19 protein-coding genes are annotated in these 18,818 nt (G+C 50.4%); 9 read left to right on the forward strand and 10 right to left on the reverse strand.

Features of this window, described 5'->3' with window-relative positions:
* Positions 1-10 precede the first annotated feature (10 nt).
* Positions 11-505, forward strand: coding sequence for a DUF411 domain-containing protein (locus tag SynMVIR181_RS06795; protein WP_186588709.1), 495 nt, complete (start codon positions 11-13; stop codon positions 503-505).
* Between the two features lie 240 nt (positions 506-745).
* Here the strand turns inward: SynMVIR181_RS06795 and SynMVIR181_RS06800 are convergent, their stop codons facing one another.
* The 3 genes from SynMVIR181_RS06800 to SynMVIR181_RS06810 all read right to left on the reverse strand — a co-directional run bounded on the left by SynMVIR181_RS06800 (position 746) and on the right by SynMVIR181_RS06810 (position 3,334).
* Positions 746-1,111, reverse strand: a complete 366-nt coding sequence (locus tag SynMVIR181_RS06800) for a DUF2834 domain-containing protein (protein ID WP_186588710.1) — start codon at positions 1,109-1,111, stop codon at positions 746-748.
* Between the two features lie 280 nt (positions 1,112-1,391).
* Entirely contained in the window at positions 1,392-2,792 is a 1,401-nt protein-coding gene (locus SynMVIR181_RS06805) for a cytochrome P450 (protein ID WP_186588711.1), read from the reverse strand.
* The gene (locus tag SynMVIR181_RS06810) at positions 2,789-3,334 is read right to left on the reverse strand and encodes an ureidoglycolate lyase (RefSeq protein WP_186588712.1); all 546 of its coding nucleotides are present in this window, start codon (positions 3,332-3,334) and stop codon (positions 2,789-2,791) included. The genes SynMVIR181_RS06805 and SynMVIR181_RS06810 overlap by 4 nt, the downstream gene beginning before the upstream one ends.
* A 384-nt stretch (positions 3,335-3,718) precedes the next feature.
* On the opposite strand from SynMVIR181_RS06810, the gene SynMVIR181_RS06815 reads away from it, so the two are divergent.
* Positions 3,719-4,099, forward strand: a complete 381-nt coding sequence (locus tag SynMVIR181_RS06815; protein WP_186588713.1) for a hypothetical protein — start codon at positions 3,719-3,721, stop codon at positions 4,097-4,099.
* A 417-nt stretch (positions 4,100-4,516) separates the two neighbouring features.
* Here SynMVIR181_RS06815 and SynMVIR181_RS13460 read toward each other — a convergent pair whose 3' ends face one another.
* On the reverse strand, positions 4,517-4,771 hold the full coding sequence (locus SynMVIR181_RS13460; RefSeq protein WP_370593828.1) for a hypothetical protein: 255 nt from the start codon (positions 4,769-4,771) through the stop codon (positions 4,517-4,519).
* Positions 4,772-5,344: an ATPase gene (locus tag SynMVIR181_RS06820; protein WP_370593829.1), complete on the reverse strand. Its 573-nt coding sequence runs from the start codon at positions 5,342-5,344 to the stop codon at positions 4,772-4,774. It abuts the gene before it with no gap.
* Positions 5,345-5,504: 160 nt separating this feature from the next.
* Here SynMVIR181_RS06820 and SynMVIR181_RS06825 point away from each other — a divergent pair, with 160 nt between their 5' ends.
* A complete protein-coding gene (locus SynMVIR181_RS06825; RefSeq protein WP_186525524.1) occupies positions 5,505-5,729 on the forward strand; it encodes a hypothetical protein in 225 nt (74 codons plus the stop codon).
* Here the strand turns inward: SynMVIR181_RS06825 and SynMVIR181_RS06830 are convergent.
* Positions 5,701-6,975: a cytochrome P450 gene (locus SynMVIR181_RS06830; protein WP_186588714.1), complete on the reverse strand. Its 1,275-nt coding sequence runs from the start codon at positions 6,973-6,975 to the stop codon at positions 5,701-5,703. The genes SynMVIR181_RS06825 and SynMVIR181_RS06830 overlap by 29 nt on opposite strands.
* A 180-nt stretch (positions 6,976-7,155) precedes the next feature.
* Here SynMVIR181_RS06830 and SynMVIR181_RS06835 point away from each other — a divergent pair, with 180 nt between their 5' ends.
* The 3 genes from SynMVIR181_RS06835 (at position 7,156) to SynMVIR181_RS06845 (ending at position 10,586) form a co-directional block, all read left to right on the forward strand.
* Entirely contained in the window at positions 7,156-8,559 is a 1,404-nt protein-coding gene (locus SynMVIR181_RS06835; protein ID WP_186522798.1) for a PhoH family protein, read from the forward strand.
* Positions 8,560-8,570: 11 nt separating this feature from the next.
* A complete protein-coding gene (locus SynMVIR181_RS06840; protein ID WP_186588715.1) occupies positions 8,571-9,467 on the forward strand; it encodes an LOG family protein in 897 nt (298 codons plus the stop codon).
* Positions 9,468-9,800: 333 nt separating this feature from the next.
* Positions 9,801-10,586: an ABC transporter ATP-binding protein gene (locus SynMVIR181_RS06845; RefSeq protein WP_186588716.1), complete on the forward strand. Its 786-nt coding sequence runs from the start codon at positions 9,801-9,803 to the stop codon at positions 10,584-10,586.
* 37 nt (positions 10,587-10,623) lie between these two features.
* Here the strand turns inward: SynMVIR181_RS06845 and SynMVIR181_RS06850 are convergent, their stop codons facing one another.
* On the reverse strand, positions 10,624-11,190 hold the full coding sequence (locus SynMVIR181_RS06850; protein ID WP_186588717.1) for a hypothetical protein: 567 nt from the start codon (positions 11,188-11,190) through the stop codon (positions 10,624-10,626).
* A gap of 346 nt (positions 11,191-11,536) precedes the next feature.
* Here SynMVIR181_RS06850 and SynMVIR181_RS06860 point away from each other — a divergent pair, with 346 nt between their 5' ends.
* Positions 11,537-11,821 carry a hypothetical protein gene (locus SynMVIR181_RS06860; protein ID WP_255444186.1) on the forward strand — a complete coding sequence of 95 codons (285 nt, stop codon included), beginning with the start codon at positions 11,537-11,539 and terminating at the stop codon, positions 11,819-11,821.
* A gap of 324 nt (positions 11,822-12,145) precedes the next feature.
* Here SynMVIR181_RS06860 and SynMVIR181_RS06865 read toward each other — a convergent pair whose 3' ends face one another.
* Positions 12,146-12,379 carry a DUF3136 domain-containing protein gene (locus tag SynMVIR181_RS06865; RefSeq protein ID WP_186588718.1) on the reverse strand — a complete coding sequence of 78 codons (234 nt, stop codon included), beginning with the start codon at positions 12,377-12,379 and terminating at the stop codon, positions 12,146-12,148.
* A 529-nt stretch (positions 12,380-12,908) separates the two neighbouring features.
* Between SynMVIR181_RS06865 and pstS the strand changes: the two genes are divergently transcribed.
* Both pstS and chrA read left to right on the forward strand, forming a co-directional pair.
* Positions 12,909-13,889 carry a phosphate ABC transporter substrate-binding protein PstS gene (gene pstS, locus SynMVIR181_RS06870; protein ID WP_186522808.1) on the forward strand — a complete coding sequence of 327 codons (981 nt, stop codon included), beginning with the start codon at positions 12,909-12,911 and terminating at the stop codon, positions 13,887-13,889.
* Positions 13,890-14,072: 183 nt separating this feature from the next.
* Complete coding sequence (gene chrA, locus SynMVIR181_RS06875) at positions 14,073-15,257, forward strand: chromate efflux transporter (RefSeq protein ID WP_186588719.1); 1,185 nt, start codon at positions 14,073-14,075, stop codon at positions 15,255-15,257.
* Between the two features lie 44 nt (positions 15,258-15,301).
* Here the strand turns inward: chrA and SynMVIR181_RS06880 are convergent, their stop codons facing one another.
* A complete protein-coding gene (locus tag SynMVIR181_RS06880) occupies positions 15,302-16,321 on the reverse strand; it encodes a helix-turn-helix domain-containing protein (RefSeq protein WP_255444187.1) in 1,020 nt (339 codons plus the stop codon).
* Between the two features lie 69 nt (positions 16,322-16,390).
* Positions 16,391-18,412 (reverse strand): hypothetical protein, encoded by a 2,022-nt coding sequence (locus SynMVIR181_RS06885; RefSeq protein WP_186588721.1) that lies wholly within the window; start codon positions 18,410-18,412, stop codon positions 16,391-16,393.
* Positions 18,413-18,818 lie beyond the last annotated feature (406 nt).

The raw sequence follows: 18,818 nt of genomic DNA on the forward strand, positions 1-18,818 counted from the left end.
GCAGATAGAGATGAAACGGTTTTATTCAGGAGTTGTGATGGCGCTATTTTTTGCCATCCTGCCTCTTTCGGTGGAGGCACAGCAAACAGCAGTTGCTGTGGAGCCATCAATGAATTCTGAGTCCATTCCTGACATTGCCATTTATCGCTCTGAGAGCTGTGGCTGCTGCACAAAATGGGGAGAACACGTAGAAACAGCAGGCTTCAGGATCCAAGACAAGGTGGTCGAGAATATGGAGACTTTCAAACAAGCCAATGGCATTACCCCGGAGTTGTCGTCTTGCCACACAGCGGTTGTTGATGGCTATGTCGTAGAGGGCCACGTTCCGGCAGCATCCATCAAAAAAATGTTGCAGCAACGGCCAGACATTAGAGGCCTAGCAGCACCTGGAATGCCGATGGGATCTCCTGGAATGGAAACAGCAGGTGTTAAAGCTGAAGCTTTTGATGTACTTGCCATCGCACACGACGGCACGACCACTGTCTTTGATCAGATCAGGCCTTAGTGATCGTTTGCTTATATGTTGGCAGACTCTCTCAGAATCGGTCGTAAGGGTTAAGACCTTTCGCACCTCCTTCCTCTCTTAGCTGACGCTCGTGCGAACACCCATTGCATCAGCACCTTGGCTAAAAAAAAGAATATTGGTCAGGACACAATCATGACCAACGAAAAACCGTTGAATTTAATTCAGCTCTACCAGGAGACTCATCAAAAGGTTATGTCACACTCTAATTAAAACCAAGACCTAGACAGATTTATTAGACGACCGCATCAAGCTCCTCTCTCTATTAAACATGAATAGGCCGAATGAAAACGCAAAAGAGATACCAAAAGTAGCAACAAAGTAAAGATACCAATACTTCATTTTCAGTCTCAATGCCTCAGCAATAATGAATGCAAAAGCAGCAATCAAAACAAGAGTCAAATCAGCAGCAATAAAACCGGCGGAAGCGTTAGCCCAGACGCCCTGAGAAAATAGGTCGACAATCTCCAGCGGATCAGTCAGACCTAGAGCTTCAGTTTCTTGGATAAACTGATAGATGCAATACCAAGGCCAGACAATCCCTCCGAAGGCTGTGGCGGCATAAATGGTCAGGCGCAGCTTTGCCATAATGAAAAAGAGGTAATCCCTAATATCTCATATGAAAAGCAGGGCATAAGTACAAACGCTACAGAATGGCCTACCAATAATCCAACAATCATTCAGAAATTTCAGCATTGAGGTTCGTTTGCGAACATCAATAAAATTCCAGACCATCCTGAGAAGCAAAAACGAAGTTATAGATACTTAAAAAGCTGCTACCTATCATCCATTAAAAACACTTTTAGAAATCCCGAAATCAAGAAGAGACAAGGAAAATCACCCAAGAGAATAAGCACTGATCTGAATACTACAATCCACCAAAGATGGAAACTCTGGGAACCGGTACAACATTGAAGCGGTAGGAATCCCTAGGAATTCGAATAGGCACAAGTGTGTATGGAATCGACTCAGCCTGGTCTGAATCAGCCTCCCAATGCTGAATCGTTTGCATCCAACGCACCAAAAAAACTCTCACACTGAGCTCAGCCAATGGCAAGCCAGGACAACCATGTTTACCAATCCCTCCTGGGAACCAACCTTCCTTAGGGAGCCGAAGGGCACTCCCTGCAAAAGGGCATCCAGGCCCTTGTTTGAGGTTGCCGTTGAGATCAAAGTCACTCATCCACCGTTCAGGTGCAAACGACTGAGGCTCTGGAAAAAATGCAGACATTGCGTTTCCGATTCGCGGGTCAGCCGTCACAACGGTGCCCGCTGGGATGCGGTACCCAGAAACCTCAATGTCTTCAGAGGTGATCCGGAAACCGCCTCCAGCCGGGGGTGCTAATCGAAGTGATTCACGCAGTACACCTTGTACGAAGGGAAGGTCCCATGCAGCGAGATGAGCTGGTGTATCTGGAGACTCCAGATTGTGATTCCTTGCCTCCTCGAGGACCTGATCTCTCACATCAAGACGATGTTTGGTTTGGATTAAACAACTAGCCATCAAGGAGGCAACTTCGATATAGGCCCCCCACACCATCAAGACGGTGGCGGTCGCAATGCGTTCATCACTCCACGGCTGTCCATGTTCATCGAGATTGTCAGTAAAAATCCGGAAGCAAGCTCCGTCCAGTTCGCCGCGTCGATATTTGCCCAAGCGCACTTCCATGTTCTGCTGGAGCGCAGCTAGTGCCTTCTCTCCCTTCCGAAACGAAGGAAGCTGCTTGCTAAGACTCAGAAGTGCATCGTTGTAAGAGATAAAAGCTTCGATCTCATCCTTCGTTAACGATTCACCAGCAAAGAGTTCTGAGTAGAGATTGAGACAGAGATGCTTCGCATCGAGCGCGATACACGTACTCCCGTGTTGAGCAATGCTTGATGTGAACTGCACCATGCAGCGATTGATCTTTGGTAAATAAGACTCAAGATTGGTTGGACTGAAGAGAGCGGAATAGCCACGTCGCGTGGACCGATGTTTCTCACCAGCCTGATTTAAAGCACCGTCTGCTGTGTGTAAGGCGGTAAAGGCGGCTGGTAACGCGCTTTCACTAATGCTGCGCTCAAGGCGGATGAACTGCTCAACCGCATCTGGACCACCAACAACGGCCGTAGGACGAAAGAAGAGGGTTGTGCCGAAAACTGGTCCAAACTGTTGGTGACGTTCTGCGATGAAACCGTCAGGATCCCGCAGGTAAGCGATGGATTCGCGCACCCCAATGAGCGGACCCGTTCTGCAAGGAAGAGGACGCAAGCTATTGGTGGTGCTCATTGGCGTCTATGACTGGCCAGAGACTCATCAGTAGCAGATCGTTTGTAGCTGGGTGAGCTGAGGGATGGGTCCAGCATCAACTTGATCGGAGCTGTGAGCGCCTGAAAGTTGTGATCGGTGAGGTTGGTATCGCCCAACTCCAGGTTGTAAAACAGGGCAGAGGGCTCGTGAAAAAAGGGCCCAGCATGCCAGGTGCCCTGATGGAGCTTCACAGCTTCGCCCGGGTGGACGTAAACCAATTGCACAGATGCAGCACAAAGCTCCTCGGGAAGCAGCTCTGGAGCGGCGACAGCCAACCACCAAGGCTGGGCGTCAGCAGAACCTAAACACTGCGTAGCCCGCTGATGGCGGGTCATGCTTGCCAGAACCGCCGGCCGATGGCGAAGGCGCATCACGTAGTAGCGCAGGTCAGCTCCCTCAAATTTGAGATGGGCATCAACGTCGCTATGGGGCGTCATGTCATCCACGGGAATAATCGCAGTGCCAAACCGCTCAAACCTGCAGTTCTGCAAGGGAAGGGAGGTCAGTGTCGCTGCAGTCATGACGCAATGATCTCTTGGTATCAGCTCTAGCTCATCGCGTCACGATATTGATGCTTACGATCCGCCAACTGAAAAGAGCTGTAGTCAGCTCAACAGAAGAAAAACAAAAAATTGACTGGTCAAAAAATCTAATAGAGCCTGCGAAAAGGCTGTTCACGAGGAGAGATCTGATCTGTCATGAAACAGAAACTTTTGCAAGCTTCTTAGAAGTGACACTACATAAATTGCCCTTAAGAAACCTCGTGTGGACCACAAGATCCAAGGCGTGATCGCAAAGTCGGCAGCCCTAAAGGATTTGTCAGACATTCCGAATAAAATAATTCCGAAATATCAGGGCATTGCCGGTGTTGATGCATTAAGAATGAGAGATCTGATCGGTTCCAAGTGACCACAAAGCAAGAAGCCCATACCATTATCAAGGGTTGCCTTGAGACCAACACTGCGTGGGTAGAAACCTTTAATGAACTTGGTTGCGTGCTGGCATTCGACCTCGACCCGATGCTTGAAGGGACCGTGACGGTGGATTTCATCGTTAAAGATCTCTGGGACAAAGGAATAAGAGCCACTCAAGACGAAGTTGTTAAAAGTATTTGCAGCTATGCCATAGAAAATAATTACGTATGGTCCATAGAAACTATTTTTGATAACTACGATTACACAGCCAAAACTCTAGAAAACCTCGGCGAAGACGGCAAAGCATTATTGACTGATATGGCTGATGATTCAGGCAATGAAGCTTTTAAATCAATGGCTAAAGCTGGATAATAGATAACAAACCGAGAATAGCAAGATCAGCTTTGATTAGATTGAAGGCAAATCAACAGTAGCACTGTTTAAATTAGTTTGAGTGGTGAGTTGTAAATAGAAAGCACTTTTAGCACCTAATCCTTGCAAATACTTTTACCAATAATTTCAGTATAGATTTGCATATAGACTTACAACAAGTCATCCCATTAACTCTTTCAGCTTGATTGCAAATAGCGATGCCTTTTGTAGTGCATGAGGAGCGTAAATCATTTTACTAGAAATGAAACCATGAACCGCGAGCTGTCGCTCAATGCTTGGAAGTCATGGAATGAAGAGCCACACGGTTGATCTTTCCCACAGAATTAAGAGGAAGAGAGGGAAGTAGCTGCAGAACTTCTGGAACCTTATACCCAACCCGCTCACGGGCAAAAGTAATCAGTTCTGGAACTGTGGGCAGATCAAATCCAGATTTAAAGGACACAGTTGAAGGTCTTGTTGTTGCTGACGCAGCTGTGCCTGCTGCATTTCAAGCACGTCATCAGTGAGTAAGCAGTCGTTGATCGTGCTCTGGATAGCGGCGTGATCCAGAGCTTTGCCCTGAACTACTAAATGAGAGATGCGATTGGGCCGGGAGGTGAGTGGCTCAACGGCTTCCAGGGGAAGAAACTGAGAACTCTCTTGGCTCACCATCTAATTGCAGAAAAATGAACGGCCATCAGGCAAGTTCATGAGTGCTTTGGCGCGATACACATCGCCATAGGCACCATTCACAAGCTCAAACCAAAAACTGCTGAGGCTGTTCGGGTCCCAAACACAGCCGTGAAGAGTGAGATGCCAGGCCTCGAGCTGGGTGAAGTTCAGCGTGTGGTGCTTGGGTAACTCAGGGTCTCGACCAAACAGAAAGATTCGATCGGGTTTGAGTTGGAAGCTGGTTAACTGCTTGAGAACGTGAAGGTCGATTCCACCGGCGTTACTTTGATCTGGAGGCTGAAACTGTTGAACCTCAATCAACACCAAGCAGTCCTGGGAAGGCAACGCTGTTTTTGAAGCTGAAGTTGAAATGGAAAGATCTTGCAGCTTGGGAACCTGATCCATCAACCAAGCGCAATCGATCCCTGCGTTATGGCCCTGTTCCAACCCCTCATCACTGGGACCATCGAGCCGCAGGTAGGCGCATTCACCTCCATGCTTAAGCAAGGTCTCAAGAATCCAGGTCGTTTTTCCGCAGCCGGGTGGGCCAGTGATTAACCAGGTCTGCTGCATCGTTCAGGACTTGAGGACAGCTCCACCCACGCAGACATCGCATAAATGGGAATCATTCTCATTATGTCCGATCAAATGTCACTTGCGTCTGTACAAAGTGTTGAAATCCACGAGGTTGATGCAACACGATGCGTGATTAAGGATGAATGGGAGTCCATCGATGGGTCTGCAACTGCAATCCGCTGAGTTCCTCCATGAGGACGGCATCACCTACTGCATCCGCCGCGACACGCTGGAGCAGGACTTCACTATTTATGAAAAGCGCGATGGCCAATGGCTCGATTGCGGAATCGATCAGGCGGTGAAAGATCTGAACTTTGCTGAGTTCAAGCGCCTTGGCTTGCTGAGCAAAAAGATCATGGATGCCGATCAGTGGTTGGCATAGCTCTCACCATCAGGCCGCTGCGGGGCGAGGGGCTGGGCACCAGCTGCAAGGAAAGGTCCTGATCCGGTTCCAGCTGCAGCTTTACCTTCTGGAGCAGACCTACCACCATCAAACGAATCTCCAGTTCCGCCAGGGCCTTGCCGAGGCACACCCTCTCTCCTCCTCCAAAAGGGAGCAGAGTTTGATCAAAGGAACCATCAAGATGGCGTTGGGGGCGGAAGTGGGACAGATCGCTGCTATCCATTTGCCCAGAGGGGCTAAGGGCCACCTGGATCACACTGTTCTCTGGCACCTCCACATCCGCTAACTCAATCTTGCGCAGGCTGCGGCGGAAGAACCCACCCACAGGTGGGGTCTGGCGCATGACCTCCAATACCGTGGCATCAAGACGAGCTGATTGCGGTATTGAGCTGGCTGGCCACGGAGACTCCATCAGCTCAGAAAGCAACCATTGCATCACCTCCGGCTGGATCAGCAGGGCCCGAAACAGGCAGCTCAGCGATGAAGCTGTGGTCTCATAGCCGGCGAACAGCAAAAGCAACAATTGTTCCGCCAGGTCATCGTCATCCAGCGGAATCCCAGCTTCATCAAGACCACCACTGATCAGATCAAGCCCCCCCCGATTGCTGCCCTGTTGCAACACCTGCTTGATGCGCTTAAGCAAACGCAGGCGTGCGGCCATGGCACGAGCGAAGGGAGTACCGGGGATCGCCAGAGGAAGTGAAAACAGGGCCTTGGTCCAGATCTCAAAATCAGCGAAGAGCACCTCGCGGCTTTCTCGATCCAGCCCCAGAACAGTGGTGGCGATCACCGCAAAAGCAAAGCGGCGCATCATCGCTGATAACGACACGCAACCAGGGCTTTGGATCAGATCATTGGCGAGCTCATCGATCAGCCCGGTAATCGATGGGGTGTAGCGGACCAACGCAGCGCTTGAAAACAACTGCCCAACAACCCTACGCCGGGCTTTATGGCCAGGTCCGCTGCGATTGGCCAAAGAGCGGCTCCCAAGCAACTGCTTCACACTTTCGGGCCACCAGCCCTCTAAGGAGTCGCCTTGATTGAGCAACTCCGTAATCGCTCGTTCTCCGCGGATGAACACGATGCGCTGCGCCAGCAACTTGGTGGCGAACACATCTCCATAGGCGTCAAATCGCCGCTGGGCAAACGACGGATCATTGAAGAAATCAAGGGTCTCCTTGAGTCCGGTCACGGCAGCGGTGCTGGGCAAAGGCTTTGCAGTCATGGGCCCAAGCGCTAGGAAGCCATCAAGCTATCGCTTTAATCAGCTGCGTTTTTGAGGGCAGACGGCGCATCCAACGTTTTTAGAGAATTAAATAAGGCAATGAGTGAAGTCCTGGTACAGAAGGAAATGACCGTGTTTTTTGCGTTCTAAATTACAAACAGAGAAGAGAGAGGGTTTGTCATGAACAAGAAGGTGGTTGTGAAGAAGGTGGTTGTACTCGATACCAATGTTCTTCTGCATGATCCAGAAGCTCCGAGCAGCTTTGGATCTGATCGCATTGTTCTCCCTATTCAGGTGATCGAGGAAATTGATCGTTTCAAGCGGGATCCCTCTGAAAAGGGTCGCAACTCCCGTCGGGTCGCCCGGTTGCTTGATGGTCTGCGGGAGCGGGGAAATCTCGCAGACGGTGTTCCATTAACGCCTGATGGTGACGGCACCCTCGAGGTGGCGTTCTGCCGGGCTGAGACCTTGGCCCAGTTGCCACCGGAACTCCGCGGTGGCGGCGGCGACAACAACATCCTGGCTGTAGCTCTGGAACAGATGCGGGCTAAGGGCCTAAGCGAAGCTCCAGAGGTGGTGTTGATCACCAAAGACACCAATTTGCGCATCAAAGCTGATGCCGTAGGCCTAGCCGCGCAGGATTACGCCAACGACAAAGTGGCGATCTCCGACCTCTATCCGGGGGCAAGAGGCGTGAAGGTCTCAGCTGATCTCATCGATGAGTTGCGTCAAAATGGACGTCTTTCCCTGAAGGCCCTGCCCGCTGAAGCGGTGGCGTCATTGCAACCCAATGAGGGGGTGACGCTGATTGATCGAGACAGCTCAGACCACACCTTCCTGGCTCGTCAACACGGCGATTCGGGAGAACTAGAACCTCTGGTTTGGCTGAAACGCGCCCGCCTCGGTCGCCTAAAGCCACGCAACCGCGAACAGAACTTTGCCCTCGATTTGCTGCTGGACCCATCTGTGGAACTCGTCACCCTTGTGGGTAAAGCCGGAACCGGCAAAACCTTGCTAGCGATTGCAGCCGGCTTGCATCAGGTGGCGGATGAGCATCGCTATGCCCGGCTGCTGGTGACCCGTCCGCCAATCTCACTCGGCAAAGAGATCGGCTTTCTGCCGGGAACTCTGGACGAGAAACTTGCTCCTTGGATGCAACCGATCGTGGACAACCTGGATTTCCTGACGGGTGATGCCATGAGCAATGAGCAAAAGGATGATCGCCGCCGCCATGGTGGTGGTCCAAAAAGCTCCTGGTCTGATCTCCGCGAGATGGGACTTCTAGAAGTAGAAGCCATCAATTACATCCGTGGACGATCGATTCCTCATCAATTCATGGTGGTCGACGAGGCACAAAATCTCACCCCTCATGAGGTGAAAACAATCGTGACTCGTGTGGGTGAAGGAACGAAGATCGTGTTCACCGGTGACCCTTATCAGATTGATAATCCCTACGTGGATGCGGAGAGCAACGGTCTTACTTGGCTCGCAGAGCGCTTAAAAGGTCAAACCCTCGTGGGTCATATGACCTTGACGCGGGGGGAACGAAGTGCATTGGCTGAACTAGCAGCCAACATGTTGTGAAGGAGCAGCCCATGGTTTCAAATTTCCTGGATTCAGGCTTGCCAAGTGAAGATCCAACCCGAGTGGCTCACAACCTTGAACAGATCATTCACTCGGACAACTATCGACTCGCGCATCAGGATCTTGATCTTCTCAATCGTTCCTCAATGCGTGGCGTAAGGATGTTGCTGGAAATCAGCAAGCCTGAGCTTTTCTTGGAGGAGGCTGGCATCACCTCAACAATCATTGTGTTTGGAGGTGCACGCTTACAGGAAAAGACAGCTGCAGAAGCGAGTCTTAAGGAAGCGATCAAAGAGCTGGATGCAAATCCAGATTCAGCAGAATGGAAGCGAAAGGTGAGTCGAGCCAGAAAGATGGTGAAACTCTCTTCGTATTACGACGCAGCACGAGAATTTGCATTTCTGGCGTCTCATTTTGGTCAATCAGGACCAATCTCAGGGCCTAGTTGTTCTACCCATGTGATTGTGACAGGAGGTGGTCCTGGAATTATGGAAGCAGCTAATCGTGGAGCTTTTGATGCTGGTTGCCGTTCAATCGGACTGAATATTGAACTACCCCATGAACAAAATCCTAATCCATACATCACGCCAAATCTCTGCTTTAAATTTAATTATTTTGCACTGCGTAAATTTCACTTTGTGATGCGTGCCGTAGGTGCTGTTTTGTTTCCAGGTGGTTACGGCACCCTCGATGAGCTTTTTGAGTTATTAACGTTGCGGCAGGTGGGAACACAACATGCCATGCCTATTGTGCTCTTCGGTAAAGACTATTGGTCACGACTGATTGATTTTGAGTTTATGGCTGATTCAGGACTGATTGATGATAAAGATCTCAAACTAATCCAGTTTGCAGACACGGCTACTGAAGCCTGGGATCTGATTCAAAATCAAACCTCTAATCCTGGATGAGAGCTCCAAATTACAAATATTTGTCTTAATAACAACATCCCTTCTGCCTGAGTGTTTTGTAAATGAAAGATTCTCCGACAAGAAACAACTATGCTGGACAGCAAGCACTATTCATAAAAAACATATCTGCATATCAAGGCAATAGTTCTAGCCATCAACTGATCATTCAAGGACAGGGCGCCTGTATTCGCAATCCTTAAGCCGCAATCGCATCGATCCTCCTAAGGAAACAAAATAATGAAACCTCGAAAACTCACATCGGTTTGATTTCTATGGAGCCTGAAGATGACGTAACACCCTTGCTAGGATTGAATCTGCATCAAGTTGATTGTCATGGGCGATATCTGGTTTGACGCCAATCATCTCGAAGCCTGGCTTGGCGGACAGCCCGTAATCCACGACCTTTGCTTAAAATTAAAAATTGGAGAGTCAACAACAATACTGGGGCCAAACGGGGCTGGCAAAAGCACAATCGTTAACCTGATTAATCGCAGTCTTTACCCAATCATTAAACAGGATTCTCATCTGGCAATTTTTGGAACGAGCACCATCAACATTTGGGAACTACGCTCCTCTATTGGAATCGTTAATAGTGACTTAGAAACAAGATTTCGTCCATCGATTCTTGCAAAAGAATTGATTCAAAGTGCCTTTTTTGGTTCAACACGACTAGGGCGTGACCAGAATCCCAGCCTGGATCAAATCGCCAAAAGCGACATGCTCCTGAACCAACTGAATCTTGAGGCCTTCGCAGAGAAGCCCTATGGACAGCTGTCAGACGGCCAGCGTCGCCGGTTGATGATTGCCAGGGCGCTCGTCCACAATCCCAAGGTGCTGGTTCTTGATGAACCATGTAGAGCACTTGATCTCAAGGCATGCCATCAACTCTTGGAGACAATGCGAGAGCTGTGCCAAAAAGGCACCACCCTCCTGGTGATCACCCATCGGATTGACACCATTCTCCCGGAAATGAGAAGGATTTTATTCGTCAAGCAGGGAAGAGTTTGCGCAGATGGCACTCCAGAGCAATTATTACAAGACCACGAACTAAGCAATCTGTTTAATACTCCCTTACGCGTACTCGAGCACAAGGGATTCAGACAGGTCTTGCCAGGTTGAGAACAAGTAGCTGATTGATGGTGTGGCCTTGATTAATTTATGACGGTAAAAGAGAATACTCTTGAAGGGTGGTACAAGCAGCTATGTCAGCTGAGCTGTTGATCGTAAGCGGATGCGTGACCGCGCTCACGCGCTCAAACAACAGCGGATATGTTGGAAGAGCAATACGCTTGGCAGCTTCCCGCCTGAACGCAAAAGGGGCTTGGCTGTAGAGCAAGCTCACGTGCGGATCAAGCTTGTAACCGAGTGCATTAGGAGAGCTGAGGCAAAACTGTTGGAACCAAGGCTGGAGTTCTCTGAGGGCTTCGGAGTTGAAACGCAGCACCAAACTCTGCGTGAATGTTTCGGTTGCCTCGATCGCTTTTGGGGAGAGCAAAACGGGTTGATGGCGATCGGCGAGTTGCTGGAGGCGATCGATCACCGCTCCTTCACTCTTGGGCTGATCAGCATCAAGAGGGTGGCTGTAAAGGGTGATATGTGGAGGCAACATGCAAAACCCTCCCCCATGCGACATCCCCTCACAGGCCAGAAGCGAGAGCTGATTCAACCTGACCTGCGCCTCTGGTCCAGGTAGCACCCAATACGACACAGCATGGCGAGACATTGATCCACCGTAGACAACTCAGTTCATCCACCAAGATGGGGATCGGAAGGAATCATGCAGCCTCTGCGTCTGGCTCCTCATACAAGTGTTTGAGCTGATCCAATTCGGCCATCAGATAGTGAATCTCGAGCCAGTCCGTAGACAATTCAATAGCGGTTTCCAACCGCTCAATCTGACGCTGTAGAAGCAAGGACATCAGCCAGGGAACGGGTTTCGCTATAGAACCGCGATCTCAAAGTTATGCAAGCCCCCGTAGTGCCAGAAAACAACGGCTGAATCCATCGCTATCTCTTGGGTTGGCGATTGCGAGAAGGCATGACGATTCACCCCATTCGACAGCTCTCGCATGAACTCAGCCCTTGCTGGCATCCGGGGAATCCGTGACCACCTTCTCAAGGTGGATGTTGATCTCAACGCTCTGCCAAGCCTGCAACCAGACGCCATCGCTGCAGCTGTGATGCGCTGCGATCCGGATCCCGAATGGAGAGAACGCATTCTGCGAGAGATGACACTGGTTGCCATGTTCGACAGTTCCCCAAGTCCGGAAGCTCTTGCGCTGTTGGAGCAAACAGCAACGGACTTCAAAGTGGTCTCCCACCATCCGTGTTTCGACATGACTGCTGCAATCTGATTAAAGACATCGATGCATGGGCTCATTTCGCCGATCCCATTGAAATCGTACGGAAACGTTTCTACATCCCAGCGCGCGGTCGACATCCTGAATATCCCAACAAGGAAGTAGGTCTCAATTAAAAAAAGAGCTACAGATATTGACGCAACTGGATCAGACCGAGCGTAGTATTCTATTAAATACAGAACAATCAGCTAAAGATCAGCAGCCAGAGAATAAACAAAATAGGCACAACTCACATATAAAACATCTACATGCGAGCTCAATGACTGCCGATTCACTATAGCCTAAAGCTTGAACATCTTAGATATAGCAGCGAACAATTCAAATCTCTTTGAGAATCAACCTTGTACGAATAAATTTATAAAAAAGGTATTCAGGCGAATGATAAATCTTGGGAAGCGAAGAGTGCAATCGCTGAAGGTAATCCCAACAAATTGTTCGTTTAACCTTTTCAAGGCTGTTACCCGCCTCAACTAACAGTCTCAAGGCTTTGCAGTAGGAGGGGAAACCGCTTTCCAGATCTGCAATTGTTTTTGGCTTTATAGTCTTAGTCATTGGTGATGACTAAAGGCCTGTTCAGTTTCAGCTGATGACAAGCTCTTTTGCTGTGTCAGGGATTACTTGATCAAGTATCAGAGTTTTGGGTGTATGGATCACGACATTGTTTTAGTATAATTCTATACGCAGATTGTTTAGATGTCGCGGAGGAAGTGATGCAAACGCAGAAGGGCTTAACAGACATTGACAGCTCTTTCTTTGCGATCCAATCCGCAATCAATAACGTCTAGGCGCCTGGTTAGATATAAACGCATGAAAGACGGCCAGTGACCAAAGAAGCTCTTGACATTGGTGACCACCCCTTGGCTTGGCGATGCTGCAGTCATGAGCCAAGTTGGTATTCACGAGGACCATGTAAATCCCAAAAACTTATGTATTCTAAACAACATTATGGTGTAGTATTTTTTGCAGGACATCGATGACTTAATCGAAAGTTAACAATACCTTCAACTGTCCTTATCAGTGGCTGCATCTATCCGGAACTAGTTTTCAAAGGTGTCAAAAATGGCATCACCAAGCATTACTCATGAACTCATTTAAGAAGCTTTCAATTGCCACTATTTTGGTTGCATTTGGAGCTGGAGTCTCTACACATGCAGCTCCTCGATTGACAGGAGCTGGCGCTTCCTTCCCAGCCAAGATCTACACACGCTGGCTTGCAGATTTAGCCAATTCTGGGGGGCCACAGGTGAACTACCAATCCGTTGGATCTGGTTCTGGCCGTCGTCAGTTCATGGCAAACACGGTTGACTTCGGTGCATCGGATGATCCGATGAAAAAGAAGGACATGGCCAAGGTGAAGCGCGGCGTGGTCCAAATCCCCATGGTGGGTGGCACGATTGCGTTCGGCTACAACAAGCCTGGCTGCAACCTGAAGCTGACTCAGACTCAGGCTGTGCGTGTTGCAACAGGCAAGATCACCAACTGGAAGGATCTTGGTTGTTCCGGCGGCACGATTACTTGGGTGCATCGCTCAGACGGCTCTGGCACCACCAAGGCTTTCACAAACTCCATGCAGGCTTTTTCTCCTGAATGGAAGTTAGGAACTGGTAAGTCTGTGAAGTGGCCTGGCAAGAATGCTGTAGGCGCCAAAGGCAACGAAGGCGTTTCAGCCGTGATTCAAAACAAAGTTGGCGCCATTGGCTACGTCAACCAGTCCTATATCAGGGGCAAAGTTGTCGCTGCAGCACTACAGAACAAATCTGGCGAGTACCTGAAGCCCTCGGTTTCAGCTGGAGCCAAGGCACTCAACGGGATCAGCCTCGATAAGGACTTAGCAGGTAAAAACCCCAATCCATCTGCAAAAGGTGCCTACCCCATTGCAACTTTGACATGGGTCCTGGCTTACAAGACTGGTAACGGCGCCAAGGCCAAGACAGTTCAAGACACGTTGAACTACATGCTGAGCAGCAAAGCTCAGAAAGTTGCACCTTCTCTTGGTTTTGTTCCATTGAAGGGCAACATTTTGGCGAAGTCCAAAGCTGCGGTGAAAAAGATTGGCAAATAATCAAGAAAGATTGAGCCCATTCAATTTGGATTGATTGTTGTCAACAATTTGCGTCTAAATCCCTAGCCCCGCCACCAGCGGGGTTTTTTATTGCCCATGGACTTGGGAGTAGCGCGATGTGTTCTACGTATCCAATGAAGCTTTAAAGACTTACTAGCCTTGTAAGGAGACGTTTCCTCCACTATGTCTTCCTTGCTGGAGGTATTCCTTCAGTTTTTTGTATTGGGTTGCACGTCCTTTGGAGGCCCTGTGGCCCACCTTGGCTATTTTCATGAGCGCTTTGTGCTGCGCGAGCATTGGCTCAAGGCTGATGCTTACAGCGATCTTGTCGCGCTATGTCAATTGCTGCCAGGACCATCGAGTTCCCAGGTAGGGATGGGCATTGGCTTGATCAGGGCTGGATGGTTGGGAGGGTTAGCAGCCTGGGTTGGTTTCACTCTGCCGTCGGCAGTGTTGATGGTGGTAGCCGCAGCCTTGCTCTCGTCTCAACCGAGCTGGTTCACCGACGGCTGGGTGCATGGCCTGCTGGTGGCTGCAGTGGCTGTTGTGGCCCAGGCAGTTGTTTCGCTCCAGCAGAAACTTGCCCCAGATCGAGAGCGGGCCACCTTGATGGCTTTATCTGCCGTTCTGGTTCTGATGATTCCGCATGCTTGGGCGCAGCTACTGACCTTGGCTGTTGGCGGACTGGTGGGACTTGTGGTCCTAGCTCCTCCAGAGAACGCGTCCTTGCAGTCGAACCGACTTGTGGTTCCACTCAGTCGGTGGCTTGCTCTGGTGATGTTGGGATTTCTGTGGGTATTGTTGCTGGCTCTGCCTTGGCTTTCGGCGGCGGATAGACCAATCGTTGTTCAACAGCTCAGTGGATTTTTACGGACCGGTGCGCTGGTTTTCGGGGGTGGGCACGTGGTGCTGCCCCTTTTGGAGCAAACCCTTGTTCCCCACGGTTGGATCGGGATTGATCAATTTTTGGCGGGTTACGGATTTGCCCAAGCCCTACCGGGGCCGATGTTCAGCTTTGCGGCATTCCTTGGTTTTGACCTACAGGCGGGGCTTCATGGCCTCGGTGGCGCTTTGCTGGCCATAACGGCGCTCTTCCTTCCTTCTTTTTTGCTCATTGGTGGCATCTTGCCGTTCTGGAGTGACCTTGGCCGTCTGGGCATGATGCGTCGAGCTCTTGTTGGCATCAATGCAGCTGTTGTTGGCATCCTGCTGGCCGCATTCTTTCAACCTGTTTGGCAATCAGCAATTCGCGGTAGTGCGGAGTTCAGCCTTGCAATCACGGCCTTTCTGATGTTGATCTGCTGGAAGCAACCGGCATGGAGAGTTGTTCTGTTTTGTGCCTTGGTGGGGGACTTAATTTTCTCCTGATGTTGCTTTTACAGAATCATGGAATCTGGCGTTGATGGCTATGGCTACTGCTGCGGCTGCAGCTGCAGCTTCAAATTCTCAGCGAGCGTGGTCTGCGGTTGTTCCTTGTATTGCTCCAAATACCGCCGTGCAAAGTGACCGCGGCTAGAGAAACCCATCGATGCCGCGCTGTCACCAACACCCTTTACACCCAGGCTGGCGCGAAGGGCGGGCTCAAGCAGCAACTGCCTCACGCGGTCCATGCGGATGGAGCGCTGCAGCTCCAAAGGTGTGCGTTCGAAATGCTCGCGGGATCCTCGGAATAATGAGGTTCGAGATTGAAACAGCTCGGTGCTGAGGTCCTCCACGGTGACGGTTTTCATAGGATTCTTGGCGCACCAGTGCAGCAGGTCGATGGCTGCTTCATGGCGTGCCTCTCGATTGGCGATGTGCATGGTGCGTGCCTGGGTTTGCTCAAAGCAGCGAATCACGATTTCGATCAACTGCTCGGGTTCTTCGTGGTTCGAATTCGAAGGGTTTTGCCCCTCTTGTATCGATTGGCTGAGCTGATCCTGCAGTGCCTGCCGAAGTTCCGGAAGCAGTTCGAGTTGGTTGGTGCTTTTCCAGCGTTCCAGGCTGAGCTGGCTTGCTCCCAGTCGGGCCAGGTGTTCCAGCAGAACGTCTTTGCCAATCACGATGGTGGCCAGCCGAGAACCAGCAGGCACCTTTAGATCGAAGTTGGTGAGTTGCTGGTTGTATCCCATCAGGGCTGGCCAAGACACGGGAATGCCCTGCGCGCGATAGGGCGATGTCGCATCGACATCATTTAGGGGGACAGCCAAGGTGCAAGCTGTCGATCGCCGGGTACCACTGAGAAACAGGCTTTGGTTCGTTTCGAGCAGATTGAAGCGAATGGCTCCGAGCTGATAGATGCGCAGTCGCCCTTGCAAAGGCCCGCGACTCATCTGCAGCGCGACAAGATCGGCAGACAGGGGCTTAAACAGCTCCTGCAGCCCATGGCAGCTGGAAAAGGGGCTGTCGAACTGAATCACCAAACAGGTGTCCTTAACAAGGCACGGATACAACGAAGACTTTATTCAGCCTTCATTTGAGTCGCCACCTACAACGTGTTTTTGCGCGTGTTCAGTCGGGGGTTAATTGGGTTTACGCACCGCACCAAAGAGGGGATTTTGAACAGGTGCTGCTACGCCATACGTCACCACAAGTCCTTGGCCTCCTGGGAATGTTGAGGTGCGAGGGCTGTAGCTGTTGTTGATCACAACATCGGCGTCATACCAATTGTTGGCGCTCCAGATGTTGCCGGCATCATCCACAACAACATCTGTTGTGACTTGGATGACACCGCTTTGATAGTTGTGAATCACATCGCCGGTGGTTTTCCCATCAGGGCATGTGGATGGGTCTGTTCCGCAGATGTGGATCAGGCTTTGACCGTAGAGGTTGCCAACCCAAACATTGTCGTTTCCGTCAATCGTGACGCCCCATGGCACGAAAGCGACTTCACCGGCCACTCCGTTTTTGATAATTTCAAGATTAGGAGAGATCAAGGCAAGATTGCCAAGAGTTTGGAGATTGGGGTTGGCCGCTGCAAAAGCAGCACCCGCCTCAAATTCCTGCATGATTGTCTTGGGCTGTTGAGGCGGGTTGGGTGTGCCAGGAGGCATCACCGCACCTGCAGGTAGTGCTCCTGTCGGTGAATTGGATTGTTGAGAGATCCAGGCGTTGCCCTTGGAATCAATCGCAAGACCACGAGCTCCCAATGCCACCGTGACTGTTTTGTATTGATCAGGTGAATCACCCTGAATCACGGTGAGTTTGTTATTGAAGCTGCTGCTTACCCAAATGCGGTTTTGATCGTCTGTTGCCACTCCAAAGGGTGCTTGAAGGCCTTCGATGGAGATGCGTTCACCCTTCCTGAAATCTCCTCCAGGAAACTGAATCATGTAATTTCCAGTGTTGTCTGCTATCCAGACATCACCATTTTTAGATGTAGCAATTCCCTGAAGTTGGCCTACTTCTTTATCAATAGTGGCAGGTCCAAGTGCTGTTCCATCTTTGAGGTCAAACACACCAACTTTGTTGTTGAATGTGCCAACCCAAGCATAGTTTTCTGAGATTCCTGTTCCCCAGCCAACCCCGTCCAAGCCCTGTCCGTTGTAGCCAGTAATTGCCGGTGATTGCGCTGTTCCCGTTTGATCGAAGTGCGTCATGCCGCCACCAATGCTGTTCACCACACCGGATTGCGATCCGGGGATCCAGTTGGCTCCACTCCAGAGATGGCCCTTCTGGTCAAAGCTCAACTTTCCGAGTGCAAATGCACCACCACCCTGCAGTCTGATCGACAGGGAAAAACTCTCTGGTTGAAACAACAAATAGGGAAGCGATGCGGTTGTTCTTCGGTCAGAGTTTTGGCCAACAGGATAATTCTTATCAAATAGTCTGTATAACTTATCTGTATTTTTCCAGGGTAATTTCGCAATGCTTGTCATTGCATCAAGAGTATTCGTGGCTTCTGTTAGGGAGAAGAGCTGGGTGCAGGATTGTTGTTTTTGAGGATCCCCGCAAAGCGCTAAAAGGTTGGAAAGAACATTAATACGAGCAGCAGTTTCTGAATTAAGTAAGTTGAATCCATTGAGCAATGTCTCCCCAAATTCTCCTGTGCTTGGGTTGATTAGGTGCTTGACATGTCCTGAACCAATCGCCAAAGCATTTTTGCTGCCGATCAGTTGATCACCTTTTAATTGCTGAGCATTGGGCCAGACAGATCCCACTGTGGTTCGTTCACTAATCGCGACAGTTCCATTCACTGTTTCATCGAGAACAGTGAGCATCGTGAGGCGATCAACCTTTGCATTGTTCACCGTTCCACCTGATGCGATCAGGTAGTGAACGGTTCCAGCGCTGGGCTTAACGGCCAGATCGAAACGTCCATCGCTTCTGGAACGCACAACGTTGACCCTCTTGGGCTGTGTCCCGCCTTGCGTTGTCCAGTGGGTGATCGAAGCATTAGCCACAGGTTGTCCCATCACAGAAACCTGGCCGCGTAGCGGCTTGTGGTCGCCAGCTTGTGCCGCTTGATCACCAGCAAAGCCAGCAAGGCTGATACCCAGGCCAGCGATCAACAGTCCTCGATTCAAGGCGTTGGTGAGGACCATGCAATGGATGGGCGAATCCTTTCTTGTTAGAGGGGGTCACTGCCCTTGCCACCCCCTCAACGGGCATCTTGTACGAATGGGCTCATGGGAGCCCATTCAGCAGGTTTCGTTAGTGCTTCTCACTCGGTCAGTGCCGTTGAAAAACCTCACGGGCAGCGAACCGCTCGTGAGGCCAAGTGGAGCTCAGAAGTAGGTCCCGTGCAAGTCAGCCGGAATCTCGAGATTCTGAGGCTCATCGCATTGGCTGGCTTGTTCAGCCAGTTGTGCCAGAGCGATTGATTCCGGTGGAAGCGGAACGCTGCACGCCTCGAGAAGAAAAAGAATGCACGATCAGGACCATTTTTATATGTAGCTCGAATATCGTTTAAGTCAAATAAAAACGACTCAAACCAGAGTTTTTACATCT

This window comes from Synechococcus sp. MVIR-18-1 (assembly GCF_014279835.1).
Lineage (GTDB): Bacteria > Cyanobacteriota > Cyanobacteriia > PCC-6307 > Cyanobiaceae > Synechococcus_C.